The organism is Pseudomonas sp. D1-1, assembly GCF_051132225.1.
In the GTDB taxonomy this organism is placed as follows: domain Bacteria; phylum Pseudomonadota; class Gammaproteobacteria; order Pseudomonadales; family Pseudomonadaceae; genus Aquipseudomonas.
On the sequence record NZ_CP071676.1, the window covers coordinates 1,594,206 to 1,617,717 of the forward strand.

31 protein-coding genes are annotated in these 23,512 nt (G+C 60.3%); 30 read left to right on the top strand and 1 reads right to left on the bottom strand.

Annotated features, from left to right (window positions below):
- From J3P86_RS07130 to J3P86_RS07265, 28 genes are all read left to right on the top strand, one after another.
- Positions 1-207 (top strand): phage head-tail joining protein, encoded by a 207-nt coding sequence (locus J3P86_RS07130; protein ID WP_014339651.1) that lies wholly within the window; start codon positions 1-3, stop codon positions 205-207.
- Positions 207-1,688: a phage portal protein gene (locus tag J3P86_RS07135; RefSeq protein WP_434699756.1), complete on the top strand. Its 1,482-nt coding sequence runs from the start codon at positions 207-209 to the stop codon at positions 1,686-1,688. Before J3P86_RS07130 ends, J3P86_RS07135 begins: the two co-directional genes overlap by 1 nt.
- Entirely contained in the window at positions 1,685-2,845 is a 1,161-nt protein-coding gene (locus J3P86_RS07140; RefSeq protein WP_434699757.1) for a head maturation protease, ClpP-related, read from the top strand. Before J3P86_RS07135 ends, J3P86_RS07140 begins: the two co-directional genes overlap by 4 nt.
- Positions 2,842-3,186: a head decoration protein gene (locus J3P86_RS07145; RefSeq protein ID WP_014339648.1), complete on the top strand. Its 345-nt coding sequence runs from the start codon at positions 2,842-2,844 to the stop codon at positions 3,184-3,186. The genes J3P86_RS07140 and J3P86_RS07145 overlap by 4 nt, the downstream gene beginning before the upstream one ends.
- 45 nt (positions 3,187-3,231) lie before the next feature.
- Positions 3,232-3,441 carry a hypothetical protein gene (locus J3P86_RS07150; protein WP_417693725.1) on the top strand — a complete coding sequence of 70 codons (210 nt, stop codon included), beginning with the start codon at positions 3,232-3,234 and terminating at the stop codon, positions 3,439-3,441.
- 60 nt (positions 3,442-3,501) lie between these two features.
- Positions 3,502-4,497: a major capsid protein gene (locus J3P86_RS07155; protein ID WP_434699758.1), complete on the top strand. Its 996-nt coding sequence runs from the start codon at positions 3,502-3,504 to the stop codon at positions 4,495-4,497.
- Positions 4,498-4,499: 2 nt separating this feature from the next.
- On the top strand, positions 4,500-4,814 hold the full coding sequence (locus tag J3P86_RS07160) for a head-tail joining protein (RefSeq protein ID WP_434699759.1): 315 nt from the start codon (positions 4,500-4,502) through the stop codon (positions 4,812-4,814).
- Positions 4,811-5,473, top strand: a complete 663-nt coding sequence (locus J3P86_RS07165) for a hypothetical protein (RefSeq protein WP_434699760.1) — start codon at positions 4,811-4,813, stop codon at positions 5,471-5,473. Before J3P86_RS07160 ends, J3P86_RS07165 begins: the two co-directional genes overlap by 4 nt.
- Positions 5,466-5,990 (top strand): hypothetical protein, encoded by a 525-nt coding sequence (locus tag J3P86_RS07170; protein ID WP_434699761.1) that lies wholly within the window; start codon positions 5,466-5,468, stop codon positions 5,988-5,990. The genes J3P86_RS07165 and J3P86_RS07170 overlap by 8 nt, the downstream gene beginning before the upstream one ends.
- Positions 5,987-6,550 (top strand): phage baseplate assembly protein V, encoded by a 564-nt coding sequence (locus J3P86_RS07175; protein WP_081352406.1) that lies wholly within the window; start codon positions 5,987-5,989, stop codon positions 6,548-6,550. The genes J3P86_RS07170 and J3P86_RS07175 overlap by 4 nt, the downstream gene beginning before the upstream one ends.
- A 58-nt stretch (positions 6,551-6,608) precedes the next feature.
- The gene (locus J3P86_RS07180; RefSeq protein WP_434699762.1) at positions 6,609-6,857 is read left to right on the top strand and encodes a hypothetical protein; all 249 of its coding nucleotides are present in this window, start codon (positions 6,609-6,611) and stop codon (positions 6,855-6,857) included.
- Positions 6,858-6,861: 4 nt separating this feature from the next.
- Positions 6,862-7,188 carry a GPW/gp25 family protein gene (locus J3P86_RS07185; RefSeq protein WP_069971005.1) on the top strand — a complete coding sequence of 109 codons (327 nt, stop codon included), beginning with the start codon at positions 6,862-6,864 and terminating at the stop codon, positions 7,186-7,188.
- Entirely contained in the window at positions 7,185-8,069 is an 885-nt protein-coding gene (locus J3P86_RS07190; RefSeq protein ID WP_434699763.1) for a baseplate assembly protein, read from the top strand. Before J3P86_RS07185 ends, J3P86_RS07190 begins: the two co-directional genes overlap by 4 nt.
- On the top strand, positions 8,066-8,674 hold the full coding sequence (locus J3P86_RS07195) for a phage tail protein I (RefSeq protein ID WP_434699764.1): 609 nt from the start codon (positions 8,066-8,068) through the stop codon (positions 8,672-8,674). The genes J3P86_RS07190 and J3P86_RS07195 overlap by 4 nt, the downstream gene beginning before the upstream one ends.
- A complete protein-coding gene (locus J3P86_RS07200) occupies positions 8,667-10,832 on the top strand; it encodes a phage tail-collar fiber domain-containing protein (protein WP_434699766.1) in 2,166 nt (721 codons plus the stop codon). Before J3P86_RS07195 ends, J3P86_RS07200 begins: the two co-directional genes overlap by 8 nt.
- Before the next feature lie 9 nt (positions 10,833-10,841).
- A complete protein-coding gene (locus tag J3P86_RS07205; protein WP_434699767.1) occupies positions 10,842-11,267 on the top strand; it encodes a phage tail protein in 426 nt (141 codons plus the stop codon).
- A gap of 87 nt (positions 11,268-11,354) precedes the next feature.
- Positions 11,355-12,518, top strand: coding sequence for a phage tail sheath subtilisin-like domain-containing protein (locus tag J3P86_RS07210; RefSeq protein ID WP_434699768.1), 1,164 nt, complete (start codon positions 11,355-11,357; stop codon positions 12,516-12,518).
- A gap of 12 nt (positions 12,519-12,530) precedes the next feature.
- Entirely contained in the window at positions 12,531-13,040 is a 510-nt protein-coding gene (locus J3P86_RS07215) for a phage major tail tube protein (protein WP_043041982.1), read from the top strand.
- A gap of 66 nt (positions 13,041-13,106) precedes the next feature.
- A complete protein-coding gene (locus J3P86_RS07220) occupies positions 13,107-13,433 on the top strand; it encodes a phage tail assembly protein (protein WP_434699770.1) in 327 nt (108 codons plus the stop codon).
- Positions 13,396-13,518, top strand: coding sequence for a hypothetical protein (locus J3P86_RS07225; protein ID WP_014339634.1), 123 nt, complete (start codon positions 13,396-13,398; stop codon positions 13,516-13,518). The genes J3P86_RS07220 and J3P86_RS07225 overlap by 38 nt, the downstream gene beginning before the upstream one ends.
- Positions 13,519-13,533: 15 nt before the next feature.
- A complete protein-coding gene (locus tag J3P86_RS07230; protein WP_434699771.1) occupies positions 13,534-16,110 on the top strand; it encodes a phage tail tape measure protein in 2,577 nt (858 codons plus the stop codon).
- 9 nt (positions 16,111-16,119) lie between these two features.
- The gene (locus tag J3P86_RS07235; protein ID WP_434699772.1) at positions 16,120-16,965 is read left to right on the top strand and encodes a phage tail protein; all 846 of its coding nucleotides are present in this window, start codon (positions 16,120-16,122) and stop codon (positions 16,963-16,965) included.
- Complete coding sequence (locus tag J3P86_RS07240) at positions 16,940-17,146, top strand: tail protein X (protein ID WP_434699774.1); 207 nt, start codon at positions 16,940-16,942, stop codon at positions 17,144-17,146. Before J3P86_RS07235 ends, J3P86_RS07240 begins: the two co-directional genes overlap by 26 nt.
- Positions 17,147-17,209: 63 nt before the next feature.
- Entirely contained in the window at positions 17,210-18,256 is a 1,047-nt protein-coding gene (locus J3P86_RS07245; RefSeq protein WP_434699776.1) for a phage late control D family protein, read from the top strand.
- Positions 18,257-18,323: 67 nt separating this feature from the next.
- Complete coding sequence (locus tag J3P86_RS07250) at positions 18,324-18,887, top strand: glycoside hydrolase family 19 protein (RefSeq protein ID WP_434699777.1); 564 nt, start codon at positions 18,324-18,326, stop codon at positions 18,885-18,887.
- Entirely contained in the window at positions 18,869-19,411 is a 543-nt protein-coding gene (locus tag J3P86_RS07255) for a lysis system i-spanin subunit Rz (protein ID WP_434699778.1), read from the top strand. The genes J3P86_RS07250 and J3P86_RS07255 overlap by 19 nt, the downstream gene beginning before the upstream one ends.
- 504 nt (positions 19,412-19,915) lie before the next feature.
- A complete protein-coding gene (locus J3P86_RS07260; protein ID WP_434699779.1) occupies positions 19,916-20,710 on the top strand; it encodes a DNA adenine methylase in 795 nt (264 codons plus the stop codon).
- 83 nt (positions 20,711-20,793) lie between these two features.
- Positions 20,794-20,985 (top strand): hypothetical protein, encoded by a 192-nt coding sequence (locus tag J3P86_RS07265; RefSeq protein ID WP_411386991.1) that lies wholly within the window; start codon positions 20,794-20,796, stop codon positions 20,983-20,985.
- On the opposite strand, the gene J3P86_RS07270 is transcribed toward J3P86_RS07265, so the two are convergent.
- Positions 20,982-21,683 (bottom strand): SOS response-associated peptidase family protein, encoded by a 702-nt coding sequence (locus J3P86_RS07270; protein WP_434699780.1) that lies wholly within the window; start codon positions 21,681-21,683, stop codon positions 20,982-20,984. The two genes, J3P86_RS07265 and J3P86_RS07270, sit on opposite strands and share 4 nt — an antisense overlap.
- A 99-nt stretch (positions 21,684-21,782) precedes the next feature.
- Here J3P86_RS07270 and J3P86_RS07275 point away from each other — a divergent pair, with 99 nt between their 5' ends.
- The gene (locus J3P86_RS07275; protein ID WP_043041970.1) at positions 21,783-22,208 is read left to right on the top strand and encodes a LexA family protein; all 426 of its coding nucleotides are present in this window, start codon (positions 21,783-21,785) and stop codon (positions 22,206-22,208) included.
- Positions 22,201-23,478: a translesion error-prone DNA polymerase V subunit UmuC gene (umuC, locus tag J3P86_RS07280; protein WP_434699781.1), complete on the top strand. Its 1,278-nt coding sequence runs from the start codon at positions 22,201-22,203 to the stop codon at positions 23,476-23,478. The genes J3P86_RS07275 and umuC overlap by 8 nt, the downstream gene beginning before the upstream one ends.
- Positions 23,479-23,512: the final 34 nt, after the last annotated feature.

Below are 23,512 nucleotides of genomic sequence, written 5' to 3' on the forward strand. Positions count from 1 at the left end.
ATGTCCTTTACACAAAAGCACCTCGACGCGGTTGAGGCGGCCATCGCTCGCGGTGAGAAAGTCGTGCGCTACACCGACCGCACCGTGGAGTACCGCACCGTCGACGAGCTGATCAAGGCCCGCGACGAGATCCGCACCTCTCTGGTCAACTCGGCCGGGCCGCGCTCCCGCGTAGTCCGACTTTATCATGGAGGCAAAGGAGTCTGATGGCCCGACACTATCCGACGCTCAGCCGTAGCGGATTCTTGTTGCCGTCGAACATCAAGGCCAGTTACGAAGGCGCCGGAGAGGGTCGCCGATCCACTGGCTGGGATGCGCCCGACAACGGAATCAACAGCATCAACACACCGGCACTGCGCAACCTGCGCGGCCGGTCGCGGGCAGCGGTACGCAACGACCCGTATGCCTTCAACGTCATCGACAAACGCGTCAGCAACTTGATCGGCACGGGCATCACGCCCAGGCCGAACACCGAAGACAACGCGCTTCGCAAGCTGCTGCAGCTGCTATGGGATGACTGGGTGGACGAGTCGGACGCCGATGAGCACACCGACTTCTATGGGCAGCAGGCGCTGGTCGCTCGCACCGTCGAGACTTCCGGCGAATGCTTTGTCCGCTTACGACCACGCCGCCTGGATGAGGGGCTGGCGGTACCACTCCAGGTGCAGATCCTCGCGCCGGAGTTCGTACCCCACGATAAATTCGAGACCACGCGCACCGGCAACGCCATTCGTGCTGGCATTGAGTTCAATCCGGAGGGCAAGCGGGTGGCCTACTGGATGTACCTGTCGCACCCCCGCGACGGCGTATCGCTGAACGCGGGTTATAACCAGTTGGTGCGGGTACCGGCATCGCAGGTGCTGCATGTCTTCGAACCGGTAGAGCCGGGGCAATTGCGCGGTGTACCGCGCCTGTCTCCCGTACTCAAGCGCCTGCGTAGCCTGGATAACTATGACGACGCGGTGCTGTTCAGGCAGGAAGTAGCAAACCTCTTCGCCGGCTTCATCAGCCGCCCGGCGCCGGACTCTGGCCCCGTGCCAAGGGATCCCGTCACCGGTGAGCCGCTGAGCTTTGACCGTGACGGATTCACGCCCATGGTCGCGCTGGAGCCCGGCACCATGCAGGAGTTGGGGCCGGGTGAGGAGGTTGAGTTCTCCAAACCGCCGGACGCCGGCAACAACTACCCCGACTTCATGCGCCAACAACTGATGGCCGCAGCTGCGGGTACCGGCACGCCATACGAGATCCTCACCGGTGATATGCGCGAAGTGAATGACCGGGCGTTGCGCGTCGTGTTGAACGAGTTCCGGCGCCGTTTGGAACAACTGCAATTCGGCGTGTATGTGCATCAGCTCTGCCGCCCGATCCGTGCTGCCTGGATGGACATGGCGGTCCTGTCCGGTGCCTTGGTGTTGGACGACTACGCCAAACGGCGCCGCGAATACCTGCGCACACGCTGGGTGCCGCAAGGCTGGGCCTACATCCAGCCTGTTCAGGACGTGCAGGCCCGCCGCATGGAAGTGCAAGCTGGCTTCGCCTCACGCAGCGAAATGGTCACCCGTACCGGTTATGACGCCGAAACCGTCGACGCGGAAAACGCTGCCGACAACGCAAGGGCCCAAGCGCTGGGCCTCAACTACAACACGCACGAAGCCGTCGAGGTTACTGACGACAAGGAGCAACCATGAGCAAACCAGCGCTTCCGCGCATTTACAACAGAGCCGGCCAGCGGGTGAAGGTCCAGGACAAGACCTGGTACGCCATGCAAGAGAGCGGCGATGCCGAAGAGCGGGTTATCGAGGTGTTCGTCTACGGCGAGATCGGCACCTGGGGCATCACCGCCAATCAGTTCGTGCAGGATCTGCGCGCCATGGATGACGGCGTATCGCCGGTTATCGCGGCATTCAACAGCATCGGCGGCGACCTGTTCGACGGGCTGGCGATGCACAACGCGCTGTCTCGCCTGGGCGAGCGTTGCACCGGCCGTGTCGATGCGCTGGCAGCCAGCGCGGCCAGTGTCGCGGTATGCGGGGCGCACCGTGTGGTCATCGCCTCCAACGCGATGCTGATGATCCACAACCCGTGGACCTACGCGGCGGGGGACGCCGAAGACTTTCGCAAGGTAGCCGACGTCCTGGATCAAACCATGGAGGCCATTATCGCGGCCTATAAGGCCAAGGCGCCGGATATCGACGAAGCCGAGCTTCGGCGTCTGGTGGCGGCTGAAACCTGGCTGACCGCCAACGAAGCGGTGGCCCTGGGGCTGGCCGATGAGGTGGGCGACGGGGTGAAGGTCAAGGCGTGTCTGGGGCAGGGCGCCGTGCTGCAGCGTTACCAGCATGCCCCGGCTGAATTGCTTGCCCAACTGGACGAGCCACCTGAACCGGATATCGAGCAGGAGCCTGAACCTACTGATCCGCTCCAGGATCCTCCTGTGGCGAACTCGGCCAAGCTGGCCCTGATGATCACCCAGCGTTGTACGGCGGACGGCATCAGCAACCTGATTGAGCCGCTGCTCAACTCGACCAAGCTGGAAAGCGAGGCCATCGTCCTGGCAGGCTTGGCCCGTGCCAAAGCCGTAAACGATCTCTGCGTTGCCGCACGACTGCCTGAGTTCAGCGCCGAATACGTCGCGGCCGGTTTGGATGCCGCCTCGGTTCGAGCGCGTCTGTTCGACAAACTGGTGGGCAGCGGCAAAGGCTTCGAGATCGATAACAGCCTACCGCTCAATGCAGATCCGGCCCCGAAGGTTCAGGCCAAACAACCCGACCCCACCTCTATCTGGGCAGCCCGTCAGGCGGCGCAGTCAGGTACCGCTAATACCTCGAAAGGAGCAAGACCATGACCATCAAACTGGAACCGATGCACGCCGGAGAATTCCTCCTGTCCGAGGGGGCCGGGAACATCTCGCGTGAAGCGATCAATGTCGCGGCAGGCCCAGCCTTGAATCCAGGGCAAGTACTCGGGCTGATCACTGCCACTGGCGAGTTCGCCCCTTACGACCCGACAGCTGAAGACGGCACGCAAACCGCCGTGGCGATCCTCTTCGGCCCGCTTGGCGAATCCGACGTGGTACGTCGAGCCCGCGCCGTGGTGCGTCTTGCGGAGGTGAGCGAAGTCCATCTGACCGGACTCGACCCCGACGCGGAAAAAGCCCTCGCCGCGCATTTTCTGATCGTTCGTTAAAGTGGTTGAACTAGCATGAGAGAAACTCCACCAAGGACGATTTCTATGCCAGACCACAACGAAGCCCTAGCCAGCGCCCTGGAGCTGTTGCTGATCAATCAGAACGCCATCGGCGCTGCTGTTGAAGAACTTTCCAAGTGGGTCGCTGAGCGAGGCTCATCGGACGTTGCGGACAACGTCACGACTGCCTTAGAAACACTGGACCTCAATGCCGATGGGATTGGCAATGCAATTCGAGTCCTGCGTCAGGGATAGGTCTACAAACAATCTTTTTGAACCCGCTCCGGCGGGTTTTTTCATTTCTGGAGTGTACCCATGGCCGATATCGCCATTTTTGACGACGAAGCGTTTGCCGTACCGGCGCTCACCGCCGCAATCAACGAACAACCCTATCTGCCGGGCCGTATCAGCAGCCTCGGCCTGTTTCAAGAAGAGGGCGTTGCTACCCTGACAGTGCAAATCGAGAAGGATGGCGACACCCTGGCCCTTGTGCCTGCAGGTGAGCGCGGAACTTCAGGTCTGGTCGTCGGTGCCAGCAAACGCAAGATGATCCCTTTCAACACCGTGCACCTGCCGGAACGTTTCACCATCAAGGCCGACGAGATCCAGGGCATCCGGGCGTTCGGCACCCGCACCGAGTTGCAAGCGGTACAGGACGTCGTGAATACCCGGCTGGCAAAAGCGCGCCGCCAGTTGGACGCGACGCACGAGTTTCAACGCATGGGCGCACTCAACGGCTTGGTGCTGGATGCCGACGGTAAGACACCACTGCTCGATCTCTACGCCGCCTTCGGAGTGTCTCGACAAAAACTGTCCATGGGGCTGAATGACCCGAGTACCGAACTGCGCGTTATGTGCGGGGAGGCGCTGGACATGCAGGAGGACGCGCTGGGTAGCGTCACCAGCACCGGCTCCCGCGCCTTCTGTGGCAAGAATTTCTGGAACAAGCTGATCGTTCACAAGTCGGTCAAGGAAACCTACATCGCCACGCAGCAAGCGGCGGCATTGCGCGGTGACGCTCGGGAGAGTTTCGAGTTCGGCGGCATCGTCTGGGAGCGCTACCGTGGCAAGGTGGCCGGTGTGGCCTTCGTCCATGATGACAAGGCGCTGCTGGTCCCTGAAGGCGTGCCGGACCTGTACATCTCGGTGTTCGCTCCAGCGGATTACATGGAAACGGTTAATACCCAGGGCATTCCGTACTACAGCAAGCTGGAGCCGTTGCCGTTCAACAAGGGGGTGGCCGGCGAAGCGCAATCCAACCCGCTGCACCTGTGCTCACGGCCCCGTGCGCAGATCCTGCTGGAACTCTAACCATGAGCTTTCGCGAGCTGGTCGGTGACCTGGACCACACGGTATTTGATGTCCTCGGCGACTCGGTGCTGATCGAAGGCCGACCAGTCCTGGGCATGTTCTCCGCTCCCTGGTTGCAACCCAAACTCGGCCGGATTAACACCGGCCTTCGCGAGCCGCACCTGGTCATCCGCGTGGCGGACGCTGAAGGGATCAGTGAGCGGCACCAGGTCGTGGTCGACCTGCCGGTGCATGACGGCGGTGGCAACTACATCGTCGTCAGGCTGGAGCCCGGCGGCGATGGCTTGGTAACTCTGGTGTTGAGGAAATCCCCATGAGTGTCGGCAGCTATGTCAAGCAGTCAGCCAGCAGCGGCATGATCACGTTGCAGGCTGATCGGTCGGATCTGAAAGCGTTTGCGGACTTCGCTGCGCTGGTACCCAAGGCTTCCTTAGCTGCACAGCGCCGGGCCATCAACAAAACGTTGCGGTGGCTGCGAACTCACATTGCCCGCACCGTCAGCCGGCAGGAGCGCATTGCAGTGGCTGCGGTACGGCAGCGCCTGAGGGCCTACCCGCTTTCTGGAAACGGTCAGGGCAAGCTGTGGTTCGGTATCAATGCGATTGAGGCCAGCCGTGCGGGTCGACCTCGACAATCACGGTCGGGTGTTTCGGTAGCAGGCCGTCGATATGGGGGAGCGTTTTTCAAGAAGGTCTACGGCAGTCGGCCCGATATCTGGATCCGAACCGCGAGCAAGCACTTCAAGGCCAGCGACTACCCCGACAGTGAGGTGTCTGGCGGTGGTGGGGCAAGCTCAGGCTGGGTCTCGGAGAACGATAGCCGCTTTCCGCTCGCCAAGGCCAAGATATCCCTGGAAGACGTCCGGCCGCACTTCGAGTCCTGGACCAATCGGGCTCACCAGCGCCTGCTTGAGATCCTGGAGCAGGAGCTGAACTTTGAACTGCAGAAGTATCTGCGAGGATCGGCCCGTGTCTGACTTCAGTCTTGAACTTTTGTATCAGGCCGTTGAGGCTCATATCGACCAAGCGATCCCAGGATTGGCCTGCGTGCGGACCATGCCCTATATGGCCGATCACATCGACTTGCCTGCTGCGGTGATTGAGTTGGTCGAGCTGGAGCCCGGCCGAGATCCCGGAACAGGGGAGACGGCGCTGGTTGCGCGTTTGGAGGTGCGCTTCATCGTTGGCGGTGAGGATGCCGAGTGCCAACAGAAAGCGGCATTCGCCGCCGCACAAATGGCCGTGCTGTTGCGTATCCAGACATGGGGGCTGGAGGTCGAGCCCGCCGAGTTTGTTCGGGCAGCCCAAGACTGGACCCGCCCCGAGTTGGATGGTTACGCGGTCTGGGTCGTTGAATGGACGCAGACAATTTACCTCGGTCAGGAGGAGTGGCCGTGGCCGAATCAACCGCCGGGTTCCTTGCTCTGGGGTTTCAGCCCTGACACGGGACCTGGTAGCGAAGGTAACTATCAGACACCGGAGGATATGGCATGAGCTACCCCAGTGCGCAGCATGACCGCATGCTGGCCGGCCTGGTCAAGGATTGTTATGTGGTCGCGCTGGATCTGACCGCTTCGCCACCCGCATGTCGGGTGTCGGATGGGGACTGGGTCAGTGCCTGGGTGCGTTGGCACAGCATCGCCGCCGGCAAAGCCCGTCATTGGCGAGCCCCCAGCATGGGCGAGCAGGGAACTCTGGTAAGTGCCAGCGGCGATGTGGCGCAGGGCACATTTATCCCCGGCCTCTATGGCGATGCCGGGGCACCGCCGGACAACCGCGACCACGTCGAGGTATGGCGTTTCGAGGATGGGGGCTCGCTGGTCTATGACTGGCAGGCCGGCACCTACACCATCACCGTGCCAAGCGGTACCGTGACGATCAAAGTCGGCGGAACCGAAGTGGTCGTAACGGACAGCGAGATCAACGCCACGGCAGGCGATATCACCCTGACGGGCAATGTGCTGATCAACGGCCCGTTGCAGGTCACGGGCGATATCAACGGCGGCGGAAAAATCATCGATACCGGTGGCAACACGCCGAACCACAAACACTGACTCCGACATTATCCACAGCCCGCCACGTGCGGGCTTTCGCATTTCTGGAGCTACCCAAATGAGCAAAACGCGAACAGACACCGAGCGGCCAACTGCCGTCGCGGCGGTGCCTGAGCCCTTCCAAACCGAGTCGTCGGCCCCCATCGGAGCGGCACGAGTGTTTCGTGACACCCGATACACCTCACGCACGCTGATCATGCCGGACGGCAGCAGCTTGCCGATCATCGCCGGCCAGGTCACAGCCTGCGGCGATGATCAATACGCCTTTCTCAAGGCCCACCCGGATATGCAACAGCTGACGGAGTAATTCCATGATCGGAGTGGACCGTCGCACGGGGCAGCCGCTGTCCGGGCAGGCGCATTTGCGGCAGTCTATTGAGGACATTCTGAGCACGCCTGTCGGCAGCCGCCGCATGCGGCCAGAGTACGGCAGCCAAATGCGTCGCTATGTCGACCTGCCAGTTAATGAGGGCTGGAAAAGCGCGGTACAGGCTGAAGTCGCTCGTGCCCTCGGGCGCTGGGAGCCCCGTTTGAAACTTGAACGTGTCCGGGTCATTGCGGTGGTGGATGGACAAATCACCTTGCAACTGACGGGCTCTTACATTGGCGATGGCGTGGTGCTGGAGGTGAACGCATGAGCACTATCGACCTTTCGGCGTTGCCGGCACCACAGGTGCTGGAGAGTCTGGATTTTGAAGAGTTGTATCAGGGCGAGCTGGCGACGTTCCGCGACTACATGGGCGATAACTGGACCGCTTTCCTTGAAAGCGATCCGGTGACCAAGCTGCTGGAGCTGGGCGCCTATCGACGCATGCAGAATCGGGCGAGGGTCAACGACGCGGCCAAGGCACTGTTTCTGGCTCATGCCACTGGTGCTGACCTGGTGCAGTTGGCCGCGAACGTGAACCTTGAACGGCTGGTCATTCAGGCCGAGGACCTGTCCGCCGTGCCGCCGGTGTCGGCGGTGCTGGAAAGCTACGACGCACTGCGCGAGCGCATCCAATTGAGGTACGAAGGGCTGACCACTGCTGGGCCTCGGAACAGTTACATCCTGCACGCCCGTAACGCCTCGGGCCTGGTGGCAGACGCCACGGCCGAAAGCCCGGCGCCGGCCGAGGTGGTCGTGACGGTACTGTCCCTGGAGGGCGATGGTACGGCCAGCCCCGAGTTGTTGGCCGAGGTGGCCACTCACCTCAACGACGAAGATCGGCGGCCTGTTGCTGATCGGCTGACGGTGCAGGGCGCCGAGATCCTGCCTTATCGAATCGATGCCGTGGTGTACATGGCCGGTAATGGCCCGGAAAACGAGGCAGCGCTGGCCGAATGCAATGCGCGATTGCAGGCCTGGATCAACCCCCGGCGCCGCTTAGGCGTTGAGGTGGCCCGTTCGGCGATTGATGCACAAATCCACGTCAGTGGCGTGGCCCGGGTCGAGATCCCTGGATGGATGGACATCCGCCCAACCAAAGCCCAAGCGGCGTGGTGCACGGGGTTCACCATAACGCGGGGTAGCAAATGAAAAGTCTGCTTCCCCTCAACAGCACGCAGCTCGAACGGGCAATTGAAGCGGCTATCGACGAAACAACAGAGATACCGCTTCGAACCTTATACAACCCGGACACCTGCCCGGCGCACCTGCTTTACCAACTGGCTTGGGCCTGGTCCGTGGACCGCTGGGACGAGGCATGGCCCGAAGAGATCAAGCGTTCGGTGATTCGCTCTTCGTTCTACGTTCATGCCCATAAGGGAACCATTGGCGCCCTGCGCCGGGTGGTGGAACCGTTCGGTTATCTGATCGAGGTCGTCGAGTGGTTCCAGACAGAGCCCAAGGGCGTGCCGGGAACGTTCGCGTTGAAGATCGGTGTTTCCGATGGAGGCATCAGCGAAGAAACCTATCAGGAACTGACGTGGTTGATCGATGACGCTCGGCCGGTCAGTCGCCACATGACAGGGCTGGCGATCAGCCTCGAAACCACAGGCCATTTGAACATCGGCGTTGCCTTGTATGAAGGCGACGAAATCGACGTGTACCCGCCGGTCATGCGTGACATTGAAGTTACGGGCCGTTTTGGTGTGGTGGGACGCGAACACTCCATAGACACCTTGGACGTTTATTATGATTGATGTGAACTCGCAATTTTTCGCGATCCTCACGAACGTGGGTATGGCAAAACAAGCGAACGCCGACGCCCTCGGTATTCCCTGGAAAATCACTGAAATGGGGGTGGGGGATGCCAATGGTACTGACCCTATCCCCAATGCAGCTCAAACCAAACTCATCAACGAATGGCGCCGTAGGCCACTGAATCAACTTAAAGTTGATCCTGTCAACCCGGCGGTCATCATTGCCGAGCAGATCATCCCGGCTGATGAGGGTGGCAAGTGGATTCGCGAAATCGGTCTGTATGACGCGGACGGGGATCTGGTGGCGGTGGCGAATTGCGCGCCGAGCTTCAAGCCGGTGCTGTCGCAGGGATCGGGCCGTACGCAAGTGGTGCGGATGAATTTGATCGTTTCCAGCACCGCCAACATCTCGCTCAAAATAGACCCTGCAGTGGTGCTGGCCACACGTGAGTACGTCGATACAAGAATCTTTGAAGAATTGTGCAAGCTGGACACCAAACAATCGGTGCGGGTTGCCACCACGGCGAACATCACGCTGGCGGGGTTGCAGACGATTGATTCGGTAGTCTTGCTCGACGGCGACCGTGTGCTGGTAAAAAACCAGGCTGCTGCTAAGGACAATGGCCTTTATGTCGCAGCCACGGGAGCGTGGTCGCGCTCACTTGATGCTGACAGCAGCGTTGAAGTGACCTCTGCGCTGTTGGTCTCGGTTGAGCAGGGCGCTTCGCAGGCGGATACACGCTGGCAGCTAGTGACGGATGGGGCAATCGTCCTGGGTACAACGCCGTTGGTTTTCCAGAACGTCAATCATGGCTTGGCACCCATCAGTTCCCCTGCATTTACCGGTACGCCTACTGCCCCGACGGCGCCGGTGGGGACCAATACCAACCAGTTGGCAACGACGGCATTTATTCAGGCCGCCATAGCGGCACTGGTGGACTCGTCGCCAGGCACGTTGGATACGCTCAACGAGCTGGCTGCCGCGCTGGGCGACGACCCAAACTTTGCCACCACGGTCACCAACGCTTTAGCCACGAAAGCGCCGCTCAACGGTCCGGTTTTCACTGGCGAGCCACGAGCGCCTACCCCGGCGCCTGGGGATAGCGACACCTCCCTAGCGACCACCGCTTACGTTCAGCAGGCATTGAACGGCGGCAGCGTTCTCAACGTTGCAGGCTCGGGGAATATCGTGTTGACCGCCTCGCAACTAGGGGCCGGGTTGATTGTGTTAACCGGTGCTTTGACTGGCAACAGGGTGGTAATTGTTCCTACAGTGATCGGGCGTTATCAGTTCTGGAACGCCACGACCGGAAACTTCACGCTTACAGTAAAAACTGCGGCGGGGACCGGCGTCGGTATCAGTCAGGGCCAGTCGTCGCTCCTGTTCGGTGACGGCTCGAATATTTACCTTCAGCAATCTGATTTCATCAGTCCTGTACTCAGAGGAACGCCGACGGCGCCCAAAGCGCCGCGTTTCGATGTCAGTGATCAGGTGATGACGGCGGCAGCGGTACAGGCCCGAGGCCTTCAATATTCCGGCTTTGTTTCTCTCGGCGGCGCAGTGCCAGGTAACGTTTCGCATATCGGTGGGATTGTGCATTTTACCGGCGCGGGCTTTCCCTCCTACAGCCTGCCCGACTCCACCGCGAACAACATACTCCCAGGCGCGGTAATACGGCTTCACAACTGGTCCGTTTCAAACCTGGCGCTCGCCGTGCAAGGCGCAGACAAAGCGCAGGAAAACAATGACACCACCTCTTCTGCGGCTACCCGGTCGATTCCGCCGGACACTTACGTAGATTGCATATACATCGGATCCGGAGTTTGGATGTTGATGGGTACAGGGGTCGCTGGGAAAACCCGTCAGTTCGGCGCTCTGCTGGCCCCGAATGGTTACCAGCGATTGCCGTCTGGCTTGTTGATGCAGTGGATGACTGCAAACTTTGCTTCGGCGTTTAAGGGGGTCGTCTTCAATCTGCCAGCTGCTTTCCCTAACCAGTTTTTCGGGTGCAGCGTCAGTCTGACGGACAGCGCCATTTACGACAGTACCGGTCAGCCCTTCGTGGCTGGAATGCCCAACGGACTGGGTCAGGTTCTTTTGCAATCCAACTACACCGCCAGTCAGTCGGCTGTCCGGGTACTTGCGTTCGGTTATTAAGGGGGCTTGATGATTTATTCCAGCAAAACAACAAATCTCTTCTATGACTCGGACTGGGGCGCGGATCTGCCGGCAGACGCAACCGAAATATCGTTTGAGTTGCGCCAACACTTATTGGACGGGCAGACGCGGGGCTTGGCTATCAACTTCGATACCGAGCCGCCATCTCTCCTCGAGCGACCACCGTTGTCGTTGGAACAGTTGACCGAGATCGAACGCAGCTGGCGTGCGTCGCAATTGTCTGCGACTGACGGTGTGGTTGCGCGCCACCGGGACGAATCAGAAAGCGGTATGACTACCACACTTGCTGCTGAACAATACGTTGCATTGCAGGCCTATCGGCGCCAGTTGCGAGACTGGCCACAAGCGGGCCAGTTTCCACTGGCAGAACATCGCCCCATTGCCCCGGGCTGGCTCGCCGAACATACCCATTAAACGCCCCGCATTGACGGGGCGTTTTCTTTTCCGCCTCACCAAAAACAAGGCCTCGCACTGCGGGGCTTTTTCGTATCTGGAGAATCTATGAGCTTCTTTCACGGCGTTACCACCACGAACGTCGACACCGGCGCTCGTGTCGTTGCGTTGCCTTCGTCCTCGATCATTGGACTGGTTGACACCTTTGTACCGGCGCCGGCCTACAGCGCGCAGCCGAACGACCTGGTGGTGATCACCAACGAACGCGAAGCGGTGGCCGCCTTCGGCCCCGACTCGGCAATGACCAAAGCCTGCAAGGCCATCTATACCCGAGCCAAGGCGGTGATCGTCGCCTGTGGTGTGGCCCAGTTGGCCGATCCGGCTGCACAGACCTCGGCGATCATCGGCGGCGTTCAGGCTGACGGTAAGCGTACCGGTCTGCAGGCGCTGCTGGACGGCAAGAGCCGGTTCAACGCGCAGCCGCGGCTGTTGGTCACTCCCAAGCACAGCGCGACACAGGCTGTCGGTACCGCCCTGGTGGCAGTGGCCGACAAGTTGCGAGGGCTCGCCATTCTCGACGGTCCAAACACCACCGATGAGGCGGTGATGGCCTACGCCGAGAACTTCGGCGCCAAGCGGGCGTACCTGGTTGATCCGGGTGTGCAGTATTGGGACACCACGGCGGACGCCACGGTCGACGCGCCGGGCTCGGCCTGGGTGGCGGGCTTGTTCGCCTGGACCGACAGCGAATACGGCTTTTGGGCTTCGCCTTCGAACAAGGAGTTTGTTGGTATCACTGGCACTACGCGGCCGATTGAGTTCCTGGACGGTGACGAAACCTGCCGGGCCAACCTGCTCAACAACGCCAACATCACCACGATCATCCGTGATGACGGCTTCCGCCTGTGGGGCAACCGCACCCTTTCGAGCGATCCGAAGTGGGCGTTCGTCACTCGCGTACGGACGATGGACATCGTCATGGACGCGATCCTCTACGGCCACAAATGGGCGGTCGACCGCTCCATCACAGCGACTTACATCAAGGACGTGACTGAAGGTCTGCAGGCGTTCATGCGCGACCTGAAAGCCCAAGGCGCAATCATCAACTTCGAGGTGTATGCCGACCCGGAGTTGAACACGGCCAGCCAGCTGGAGCAGGGCAAGGTGTATTGGAACATCCGCTTCACCGACGTTCCGCCGGCAGAAAACCCCAACTTCCGCGTAGAGGTCACCAACCAATGGCTGACCGAAGTGCTCGACACCGCCGCTTAAGGAGCGACCTCAATGGCAATGATTCCCGAAACCCTGGCGAACCTGAACTTGTTCGCCGACGGCGTCAGCTTCCAGGGCGATGTGCCGAGCCTGACGCTGCCCAAGCTCACGCTCAAGATGGAAGAGCATCGCGGCGGCGGTATGGATGCGCCGGTCGAGCTGGACATGGGCATGGAAAAACAGGAAGCGAACTTTACTACCACTGGCGTACGCCGTGAGTCGTTGAAGTTCTTCGGCTTGGCCGACGGCACGGCGTTCAACGGTACGTTCCGAGGGGCCTATAAAGGGCTCAAGGGCAAAGTCACGCCGGTCATCGTCACCCTGCGCGGCACGTTGAAAGAAGTCGACATGGGCGACTGGAAGCCGGGCGACAAGGCCGAGATCAAACACTCCATCGGGCTGACGTACTACAAGCTCGAAGTGGACGGCCGAACCGTCTACGAGATCGACCCCATCGGCATGCGCCGCGTGATTAATGGCGTTGATCAACTGGCCGCCCAGCGTTCCGCATTGGGCCTTTAACTCCTCTTGATACCCCGCCTGGCGATTCGCCCGGGCGGCGGTTCCTCTTTTTAAGGACACATCTCTATGAGCAGTACCGCAACTCCAAGCTGGATGACCCTGACCGTTGACCGCGTCACCGTGAAACTGACTGTGCCATCAGAAGCCAACGGCGTGCGTGTCGATACGCTGAGCCTCCGAACACCGACCGTGCGTGACCTTCGGATTGCCCGCCAGACAGCGCCCAATGATGAGGAGCAACAAGATCTGAACTTGTTCGCCTCCCTGGCCGAAGTCGGGACCAAGGATCTGGATGGCTTGACGCTGAAGGACTTCAACCGCATACAGGCCGGCTATTTTCGCCTGGTGCGAGAAGATGAATTTCAACCCCAAGGTGCAGAAGCAACTGGCTAAGCGTCTTGCCACCGAACTGAACTTTTCCGCCGCTGAAATCCTCGCCATGCCGTTCTCCGACATGGTCTGGTGGCTGTCAGACTGAAACAAGGGGTAGACGATGGCTAGCAAACTGGCGTTATCGCTGGTGATTGGCGGCGCCGTCAGTTCGACGATGGCGTCTGCCTTCCGCACGGTTGATGGCCACATCAAAAAGCTGGAGGAAAAAGGCAGCAAGGCCAAGGTGCTCAAGAGCACCATTGGCGAAACCATTCGCCTGCGCGATGAATGGAAGCGGGCGCACGACAGCGGTGCTGCTTCGGCGGATGGTCTGTTGCGCAAGCTCAACGGCAACCTTGACGCCCTGCGTAAACAGGGCGTGGAGGTGGGCAGGCTGGGGCAGGAGTACCAGCGCCTCGGCCGGGCAGCCAAAGCCGCCGATCTGCAGCTTAAAGGTCACCAGCAGCTCGATGCCGGCAAGAAAGGACTCACGTCGAGCATTGGTCAAGGTGTTGTCGCCACCGGCCTTGCAGCGATTCCGACCAAGGTCAGCGCGGATTATCAGGCGATCATCCGCGACATTGCGATCAAGGCGGATGTGGTCAACAAGCCGCAAGAAACACAGCTTAGCCAGACAGTAATCCAGACCTCCCGCGATACGGGCATGGCCCGTAACGACGTGGCGGACCTGGTAAACCAGCTGGTTGGTGCCGGTATGGACCTCAAGCAGGCTATGGCCTACGCGCCGACGGCGGCGAAGTTTGCCATCGGCCAGGGCGCCTCCGGCGTCGACACGGCCAGCATGATCATGGCGCTGCAGCAAAACGCCAAGATCACCGACCCCAAGGTAATGCAACAGGCCCTGGAGGCCATCGCCTACCAAGGACAGGCGGGGAGCTTCGAGGCCAGCGACATGGCCCGGTGGTTCCCGCAACTGCTGGCCAGCATGGAGAAGAACGGCAGCACCGGCATGGAGGCGGTCAGCTCCTTGGGCGCGATGCTTCAAGTCCAGATGAAAACGGCCGGCGGCTCGGACGAAGCGGCCAACAACCTGAAAAACTGGATGGAGAAAATCGGTTCGGGCGACGTGGTCAAGGCGTACAAGGACGCCGGCATTGACTATCAAGGCTCCCTGAACACTGGCATTCAGAAGGGCATGTCGACCCTGGAATCCAGTTTCGCCCTGGCGATGAAATACATCCAGGCCACCGACCCGGCGAAGGCCGCGAAGATGGCCGAGGCCCAGGCCAAGATCAGCAAGGAGACGGACCCGGAGAAGGCCAAGGCGGCGCTCGATGCGCTGGAAAAATCCCTGCGTACCGGTGACCTGTTCGCCGACATGCAGGTCAAGGCAGCGCTCACTGCCTACTCGCAAAACAAGTCGCTGTACGAGCAGTTGAAAAAGGATTCGCAGTCTTCTGGCGGGATCCTCGATAAGAACCTGGCCGAGCGGCGCGAAACGTCGAAACAGATGTGGGACGAGCTGGGCCAGGCGGTTAGCGATGGCATGCGCAGCGTGGGTGACGCCATCCGCCCGGCGACCGATGCGGTCGCCCAGGGCCTGACCTCAATTGTGCGTGGGTTGACGAAGCTTTCGGATGGCTCGCAACCGGTGGTGCTTGGCATTGCTGCTATCACCACCGGCCTGTTGGCCCTCAAGACGGCTGCCAGCGCGGTGAAGATTGGCAAGGGGCTGTACAACATATCGCGTGGTCGGGCGATGGAGCGAGGCGTGGGCGCCCTCGGTAACGCCGCTGCCAAGGCTCCTAAAACCGGTATCAAGACGGTGGATAAGGGGCTCGGCGTACTCGGTAAGCTGATGGGAGCGGGCAATGATTCCGGTGGGGGGCTGAGCACTGAGCCGCAACGCGTGTTCGTCGTCAACGCTGATGCGATAGGCCGAGCAGGCTCTGGTCCAAGCTCAGGCCCCGACGCTGCAGGCAGACGTCAGCGTGGGCGACGCGGTCGCCGTTCCGGCATCGGAAACCTCCCACGTCGCCGATTGCCCGGCCGGGCGTCGAATATCCCGTCCGTATCGGCTCCTGCCGCCGTTTCTATGATGCCAAAGGTTGGCCTGTTGGCTGCTGCGCCTATTGCCGCTGCGGCGGAGGCGGTGCCCGATAGCTCGCTCGGCCGTGCGGTTCAGTCGATTAGGGGCGTCACCCGAGCCACCAAGCGTCTCCCCGGCGGTTCGGTATTAGATGCCGGGGTGGGAGTTATCGATACCGCGCTTAACGCCAAGACCCAAGACGAAAAAGCCGAGGGATACGGCGGTGCTGCGGGTGGTTTCGCGGGCGCCCTGGCCGGCGGTGCAGCAGGTGCCGCTATCGGTTCGGTGGTGCCGATCATCGGTACGGCCATCGGCGGCGCAATCGGTGCCGCGCTGGGCGGCCTGGGTGGCGAAAGCATCGGCAGCTTCTTGGGTAAGTCCTGGTTTGGCAGTGAGGCCAAGGCGGAAGAGGCCAAGCCTGCCGAGGTCGCCAAGCCAGCTGACCCCACACCGCCCGTGCCGCCAAAGGTTGAGCAAGCTTTCAGCTTTGCGCCGAATGTCTCCATCACTGTTCAGGGCGATGTTAAAGATCCTGCGCAGCTGGCTCGGGAGCTGGAGCCGCATTTGCGTCAGCTCATGGAGGCTTTCTCTCGGGAGACGCTTGCTCGACAGTCGTCGAGCCAGTTGTTCGATGCTCCCCACGTTTAAGGAGGTGCCATGGCCTACATGGAGCAAATGCAATCGGCGCTGAAATCGCTGCTTGCAGCGGGGGAGTCTGGCCGTACCAGTCTCGACGGCATGCTGGGCCCGCTCAACGGCGCCGTCAGCGACATGACGGGCGCAGCCTCGGAGCTGGAGGGTGTGCCCTTCATTGGGCCTGCCATCGGCGCCAAGGTGCAACGGACCATGCGGGCAATCAACGCGGCGCAGTCCACCGTGGGCCAGGTGGCGGCCAAGTACAACCAATCCGTCACCGCAGCCGGCCAAGTCCAGAAGCGGCTGGGTTCGCTCAAAGAACAGGCTGGCAAAGCGGGTGCAGCGATTAATCGCATCGCCGGCCAGGTGAGCCCATCGCTGAGCAACATCATGCCCACGGGTTCATTTGCCCCCCAACTGACACCAGCTGCCGAGGCGGTGAAGCCGTTCCCGCACCTGCTGATCATGCAGCCCCTGGTGCCGAACGCGCAGCCGTACTACTTCAACCTGGATACGGCGGCTTTCGAGGAACTACGTCGGCAGACGTCGTTTCGTTGGGCAGGCCAGGAACGGCTGACACGCAGCATCGCCCAGCAGGCGGTCGGCCAAGGAGAGGACAAGATCAGCCTAAAGGGCGCGATTTTTCCGGGCTTCAAAGGTGGGCTCAAACAGCTGGACACCCTGCGCACCATCGGGCGACGTCTGCAGCCGGTGAACCTGACCACCGGCTACGGCGAAGTGCTCGGCACCTGGTGCCTGCTCAACATCGAGGAAGATCAAAGCAACCTGCTCGCGGGTGGCATTCCGCGTAAGCAATCCTTTTCACTGGAGTTTGTGAGCTATGGCGACGATCTGCAGAACGTCTGATGGGGATCTGTTGGACACCGTATGTCATCACTACTACGGCCATTTGAATGGCACGGTGGAGGCCGTGCTTGCCGCCAATCAAGGCCTGGCCGATGAGCCTCAACCGTTTCGCGCTGGTGTGATTATCCTGCTGCCGGATCTGCCAGCGCAGACGCTGGAGGATATCCAGCTGTGGGATTAACCAGCACCGTCGCAAGTCACCAGCCCCGCCCCGTGCGGGGTTTCTCTTTTCTGGAGTATCACCATGAAGCCGACCTATCGCATCGTTGCGGACGGCAAAGACATCACCGCGTTGATCAATGACCGGTTATTGAGTCTGCGCACCTCGGATAAGCCGGGCATGGACTCGGACGACTTCGAGTTGCGGATCGATGATCGTGATCAAGCGGTTGCGCTGCCCACACGTGGGGCGGGTGTCGAGGTTTACCTGGGATATACCGGCCAGGCCCTGACCCGCTTGGGGCGCTACACCGTCGACGAGATCGAGTTGTCGGGGCCGCCTGACACGATGGTGATCCGGGGTAAAGCCAGTGACATGCGTGGCAGCGGCAAGACCGTGCGCAGCGGGTCCTGGGAAAACGTGCCCCTGCAGCAGATTGTCCGCGACGTGGCAGCCCGCAATGGTTGGCAGCCAGTGTGCCCAGTGCAAACCAAAGTGCCCCGCGTCGACCAGCTCAACGAGTCGGACTACAACTTCATCACCCGCCTTGCCAAACAGTATGACTGCACGGCCAAGCTGGCCGACGGCAAGCTGTTGGTCATGCCTCGGCAGGGCGGCCAGACCGCGAGCGGCAAGAACCTGAGCCCTGTGGTTCTGAGGCGCTCTGATCTGAGCCGTTATCAATTCCGTCTCGGCGATCGCAATACGCAAAAGGCGGTACGCACCAAGCACCAGGACAAAAAGTCAGGAGCCCTGAAGGTAGTCGAGCTGGACAACGACGACCTGCCGAACGGCCTGCCAGCGGTCCATACCGACCGGCATATCTACCCCAACAAGTCAGCCGCCGAGCAGGCCGCCAAGGCGCGCTTGGCTGCGTTCAATCGCAGCAGCGCCGGGGTTCGCCTGGAAATGGCCGGGCGCACCGATGTATTTGCCGAGCGGTCGATCATCGTCCAGGGGATCAAGCCCGGGCTTGATGGTGAATACCTGGCTGAGGCGGTGGAGCAACTGTTCACCTCCAGTGGCTGGACCACCACCGTCGAGTGCAACGGCGGCAAGAAGGGCAAGGCCAATGCCAAAGGTAAGAAAAAGAAGAAGGAAGCCAAGCCGGTCAAGGTCGTCCAGCTTTAGATGCGCCAAGCACTGCCCTCAAACACAACCGTAACCCGCCATCGAGCGGGCTTTTTTTGGAGTCCCCATGCCACTCACTGAGCAGCAACTACAGCGCATCATGCCCAACGCCCGCCGCCAAGCGGGCGTTTTTGTATCGGCCCTGAACGCCGCCATGGCACACCGACAGATCGATACGCCCAAGCGGCAGGCGGCATTCCTGGCCCAGGTTGGGCATGAGTCCGGCCAACTGCAGTACGTGCGGGAGCTGGGCGGCGATCAGTACCTCAGTAAATACGACACCGGTTCGCTGGCTTCGAAACTCGGCAACACGCCCGAGCCTGACGGTGATGGCCAGCGCTATCGTGGTCGCGGCTTAATCCAGATTACCGGTGCCCACAATTACCTGCGCTGCAGCTTGGCGCTGTTCGGGGACGAGCGCCTGTTGCGTACGCCTGAACTACTGGAGCTGCCCCTATGGGCGGCCGAGTCGGCTGCATGGTTCTGGTGGGTCAGGGAGTTGAACGTGTTGGCTGATCGGGGTGAGTTCGAAACGATCACCCGGAAAATCAATGGCGGGCTCAATGGTCTGCAGGAACGCCTGCAGCTGTGGGAGCGGGCGAGGGCGGTGTTATGCGTCTCGTCGACATGATCCCGCTGCAGTACCGCGTGCTGGCCGCCGGGCTTCTGTTGTTCGCTCTGGTTGCCGCTTCGGCGGTCATCGCCTGGACGGTTCAAGGCTGGCGATACGGTCAGCAGCTGGAAAAACAAGCCCGGCTCCACACCGAAACTCTCAACCAAATAACCCTGGCCTCGACCGCGCTGCAGCGCACCGAGCAGGACAAGCGCCTGGCCCTGGAGCAGCGGCTGGCCGCCAATGACCAAACCCACTATCGAGCCCTAACCGATGCCCAACGTGACCAGGATCGCCTGCGTGATCGCCTCGCTACTGCTGATGTCCGGCTGTCAGTCCTACTCGACGCCACCGATACCACCTGCAGCGGTGCGGTGCCAGCCACCACCAGCGCCGGCGGCGTGGTTCATGGAACCACACGTGCCCGACTTAACCCGGCGCATGCTCAAAGAATTATCAGCATCACCAATGACGGCGACCAAGGATTAATTAAACTTGCCGCCTGTCAGGCTTATCTGAAGGATATAAATTTAGCGCGGTAGCTGCGTGGAAAGAGTTATCGAGAGCCATTTTGGCGTCGCCTCGTATCAGCTCCGCTTCGGTATTGGAGATTATTGCGCAGTGAACAAACCCATTTAACATTCGTAGAAGCTGGTCATGATGATATTGAGCTTCTCCTACGCCTAGCAAAATACTGTGAATTTGAGTCTCCGCGTAATTCATAACTTTGTCATGCAAACGTTGATGACTGTCCATGTGTAAGTCCTCTGTAGCCTCCCACAGTGGACCTATGAAACTGTAATAGCCACCTAATTATCATGAGGATCCGTTTCCGCTACCCATTGGTGCAAGCCGAGTTCGGTTCAAGTGCGTGCCTTGGGTAGGTCAATAAAACTAAAAGGAGCGGTCAGATTGGATGCGACAACATTCAATCTGACCGCTTCGCTCGCAGATTACCCCTGCAAGTCCAGCCAAGGCTCCTGCTCCGTGCACAAAGCGCGGCGAGTCTAGCACCTGTCTATCCATACAGTAAGGTCTTGCTCAAAATGTCTTCACCCATCATTCCTTGGATGGGCGGCAAACGTCGCCTAGCCGACCGCCTCATTCCGCTTTTTCCTCCACACGAGTGCTATGTCGAAGTCTTTGCCGGCGGTGCCGCGCTTTACTTTATGCGACCCCAGGCCGCACCCGTTGAAGTCCTGAACGATATCAACGGCGACCTGGTGACGCTCTATCGCGTTGTGCAGAACCACCTGGAAGAATTCGTGCGCCAGTTCAAATGGGCGCTCAGCTCCCGCCAGTTGTTCGAGTGGCAGAAAATGACCCGTCCCGAAACCCTTACCGACATCCAGCGCGCCGCCCGGTTCTTCTATCTGCAACACCATGCTTTCGCCGGCAAGGTCACCGGGCAGACGTTCGGCACCGCGACCACTGGCCCGGCCATCAACCTGCTGCGGATCGAGGAGAACCTCTCGGCCGCGTGGCAGCGACTGTCCGGCACCTACGTCGAAAACCTTCCCTGGCTTGATTGTGCTGAGCGCTACGACCGCGCTCATACGTTCCACTACATGGACCCACCGTACTGGCAGACCGCTGGATATGGCGTGGATTTCCCGTTCGAGAATTACGAGCGGATGGCCGACTTTATGCGTCGTTGCAAGGGCAAGGTAATGGTCAGCATCAACGACCACCCGGACATCCGTCGCGTGTTTGAAGGCTTTCACTTCGAGACGTTGGACATTCGGTACAGCAACACGAACCAGCGTCAGTGCAAGGCTGAGGTCAGCGGTGAACTGGTGATCATGAACTGGGAGCCGGCAGCGTTGGGAGGGCTGTTTTAATGGTTGTCGCGCTCGATCTGATCCGCTTGCTATGTGATTACGCTGGAGCGTTACTGTGGTCACACAAACGAAGGACCAAGACCATGGAAACCGAAACCGCTGATAAATACTTGAACATCTTCCCCTCCGAGCTGCTGGCGGCGGTGGCACGCGGGGAGGTGGATCTGAATCACTGGGCCGGCGTGGTGCTGGCTGGGCGAGGGTTGGACCAGAACGCACGCTGGGTGGGATTCCCAGAGGCGGCCCGCCTTCTGGATCAACGCAGTCAGGCTTAGTTTTCTTCCGGATTCCAGGGGAGCAACAACTGTGCTCCCTGGTTTCTGACATTCCCCACCTCTTTTCCCACGGCATACCATTCGAAATCGGCCTCAGGCCTGGAATGGTCTCTTGCAATTTCCTCTGCTTGCCCTGGGCTGAGATCCGGGTCCAGCCACTCCCGCGCTTGCTCAGGTGATAACACCAACGGCCGGCGATCATGGATATCTACCATGCCCTGGTCGCATGACGCGGTAATGATTACGAAACCGTCACCGTCTTGCTCGTCCAGACCTGGACGGGCCTGTGCGAGCGCCCCGAAGAACATCGGCTTCTGATCCTTCAACCGGATGAAATAGGGTTGTTTTTTCTTCGGATCATTTGGGTCTTTAACCCACTCATACCAACCCTCGCTGGGCACCAGTGCGCGCCCGGCCGGCCAAAGCTGTTTGAAAAACTTTCCCGTCGTAACGGTCTCGATCCTGGCATTGATCGGATCCGGACGTTTTCCCTTCGCCCAAAAGGGCGCCCATCCCCACCTCACTGGAGTGATGTGGATACCTGCCTCTGTGCTGTGCAGGATCTGCACGCGGGTCGTCGGAGCCACGTTGTACCGGCTGATCGGCTCTGCGTCGTACCCGCCGAACAATGGCAGCTGAGGGCCAAGCTCCTCCATAAACACCGCCATGCCCTCGTACTGCACGAATCTCCCGCACATGAGCTGTCCCGCCTGTCAGATTTTTCCTATACAAAATTGACCGCGAACCTTGTACAAAGTTAACTGTATGTTCGTACAGTATTTTTGGATCGGTGCGTCATGAGCTTTTCAATTCTAGGCCCTATTGCTGAGGGTGGCTTGAAGCTGCCCCTGTGTTCGTTTCGTGTGCCCGCCGGGTTTCCATCTCCAGCGGCGGACCACATCGAAGCGCACATCTCATTGGATGAGGTTCTGAACATTCGCGCTCCGCATGTCTACCTGGTTTCCATCGCCGGGGAGAGCATGCAAGGCGCTGGGATCTTTGAAGGGGACCTAGCCGTTGTGGACCGTGCGATGGAACCTGCGCATGGTCACATCGTCGTGGCGCTGCTGAACAACGAACCCGTGTGCAAGCGCCTCTGCATCCGTGGGAAGGAGGTGATTCTCCTGTCGGAGAACCCAAAGTACCCACCAAGGTACGTGCTCGAGGGCGACGAGCTGGTCATCTGGGGCGTTATCACCTGCAGCGTGCGCAGCCATGTCTAAAGCCCAGCCCGTTTTCGCCCTGATCGACTGCAACAGCTTCTACGCCAGTTGCGAAAGAGTGTTCCGCCCGGACCTGGTCCGCGTGCCCATCGTCGTGCTGAGCAACAACGACGGGTGCGTGATCGCCCGCAGCTACGACGCCAAGCCCTACGTGAAGATGGGCGAGCCGTATTTCCAGATCAAGCACAAGCTGCAGAAACACGGCATCGTCCCGTTCTCGTCGAATTACGCGCTCTACGGTGACATGAGCGAGCGCGTGATGACCCTCATTGAAGCAATGGTGCCGGCCGTCGAGGTTTACAGCATCGACGAAGCCTTCGCGGATCTCACCGGCATCGACGGCCGGGATGCCCTCGGCCGGAAGATCCGCAGCCAGGTGCTGCGCTGCACCGGCATCCCGGTTGGGGTAGGGATCGCTCATACCAAAACCCTGGCAAAACTGGCGAACCACACCGCCAAGCGGCTCCAGGCGCAAACGGGCGGCGTTGTCGACATCTGCGACCCGTTTAAGCGCGACTGGGTGTTGCGCAACACCGACGTGTCTGAAGTCTGGGGAGTCGGTCGCAAGATGAAACTTCACTTGGACACCATGGGCATCAAGACCGCGATGGACCTGGCAAAGGCCGATCCGTGGACGCTACGGAAGAAATTCAGCGTGGTGATCGAAAAGACCGCCCGGGAGCTGGCCGGCACGCCGTGCCTGGAGCTGGACGAGCCGGACCCGCCGAAGCAAGAAATCTGCTGTAGCCGGATGTTTGGTATGCGGCTCACGGAGCTGGCCCCGATCAAGGAAGCGGTAGCCACCTACATGATGCGCGCATCGGAAAAGCTCAGAGCGCAGAAGTCGCTGTGCAAGAAGGTCCGCGTGAGCATCCGCACCGGCATGTTTAATCCCGAGGAGGCGAAGTATGCCAATGGGGTGCTGATTGACCTGCCATATCCGACTGACGATGTACGATTGCTGACGAAGGCGGCCGTGGATTCGCTTGATCGGGTGTTTCGGCCAGGCTTCAAGTACAGCAAGGCGGAAGTGTTGTTGATGAACCTCTGTCAACCGGGAGAGTATACCGACGATCTGTTCGCATTCTCCCAGCCAACTGACGCCACGAAGCTAATGACCGTACTGGATGAGATCAATAGTCGGTGGGGGAGAGGGACGTTACGCACGGCCGGGGTGCCTGCAGAACCGGACTGGGGGATGCGTAGAGAAATGATGAGCCGGAGTTACACCACCAAGCTGGGTCAGCTTTGGCGGGTTACGTGTCGATAATGCCCGGTCAACGCTAGGGCAGGAGCATTGGCCA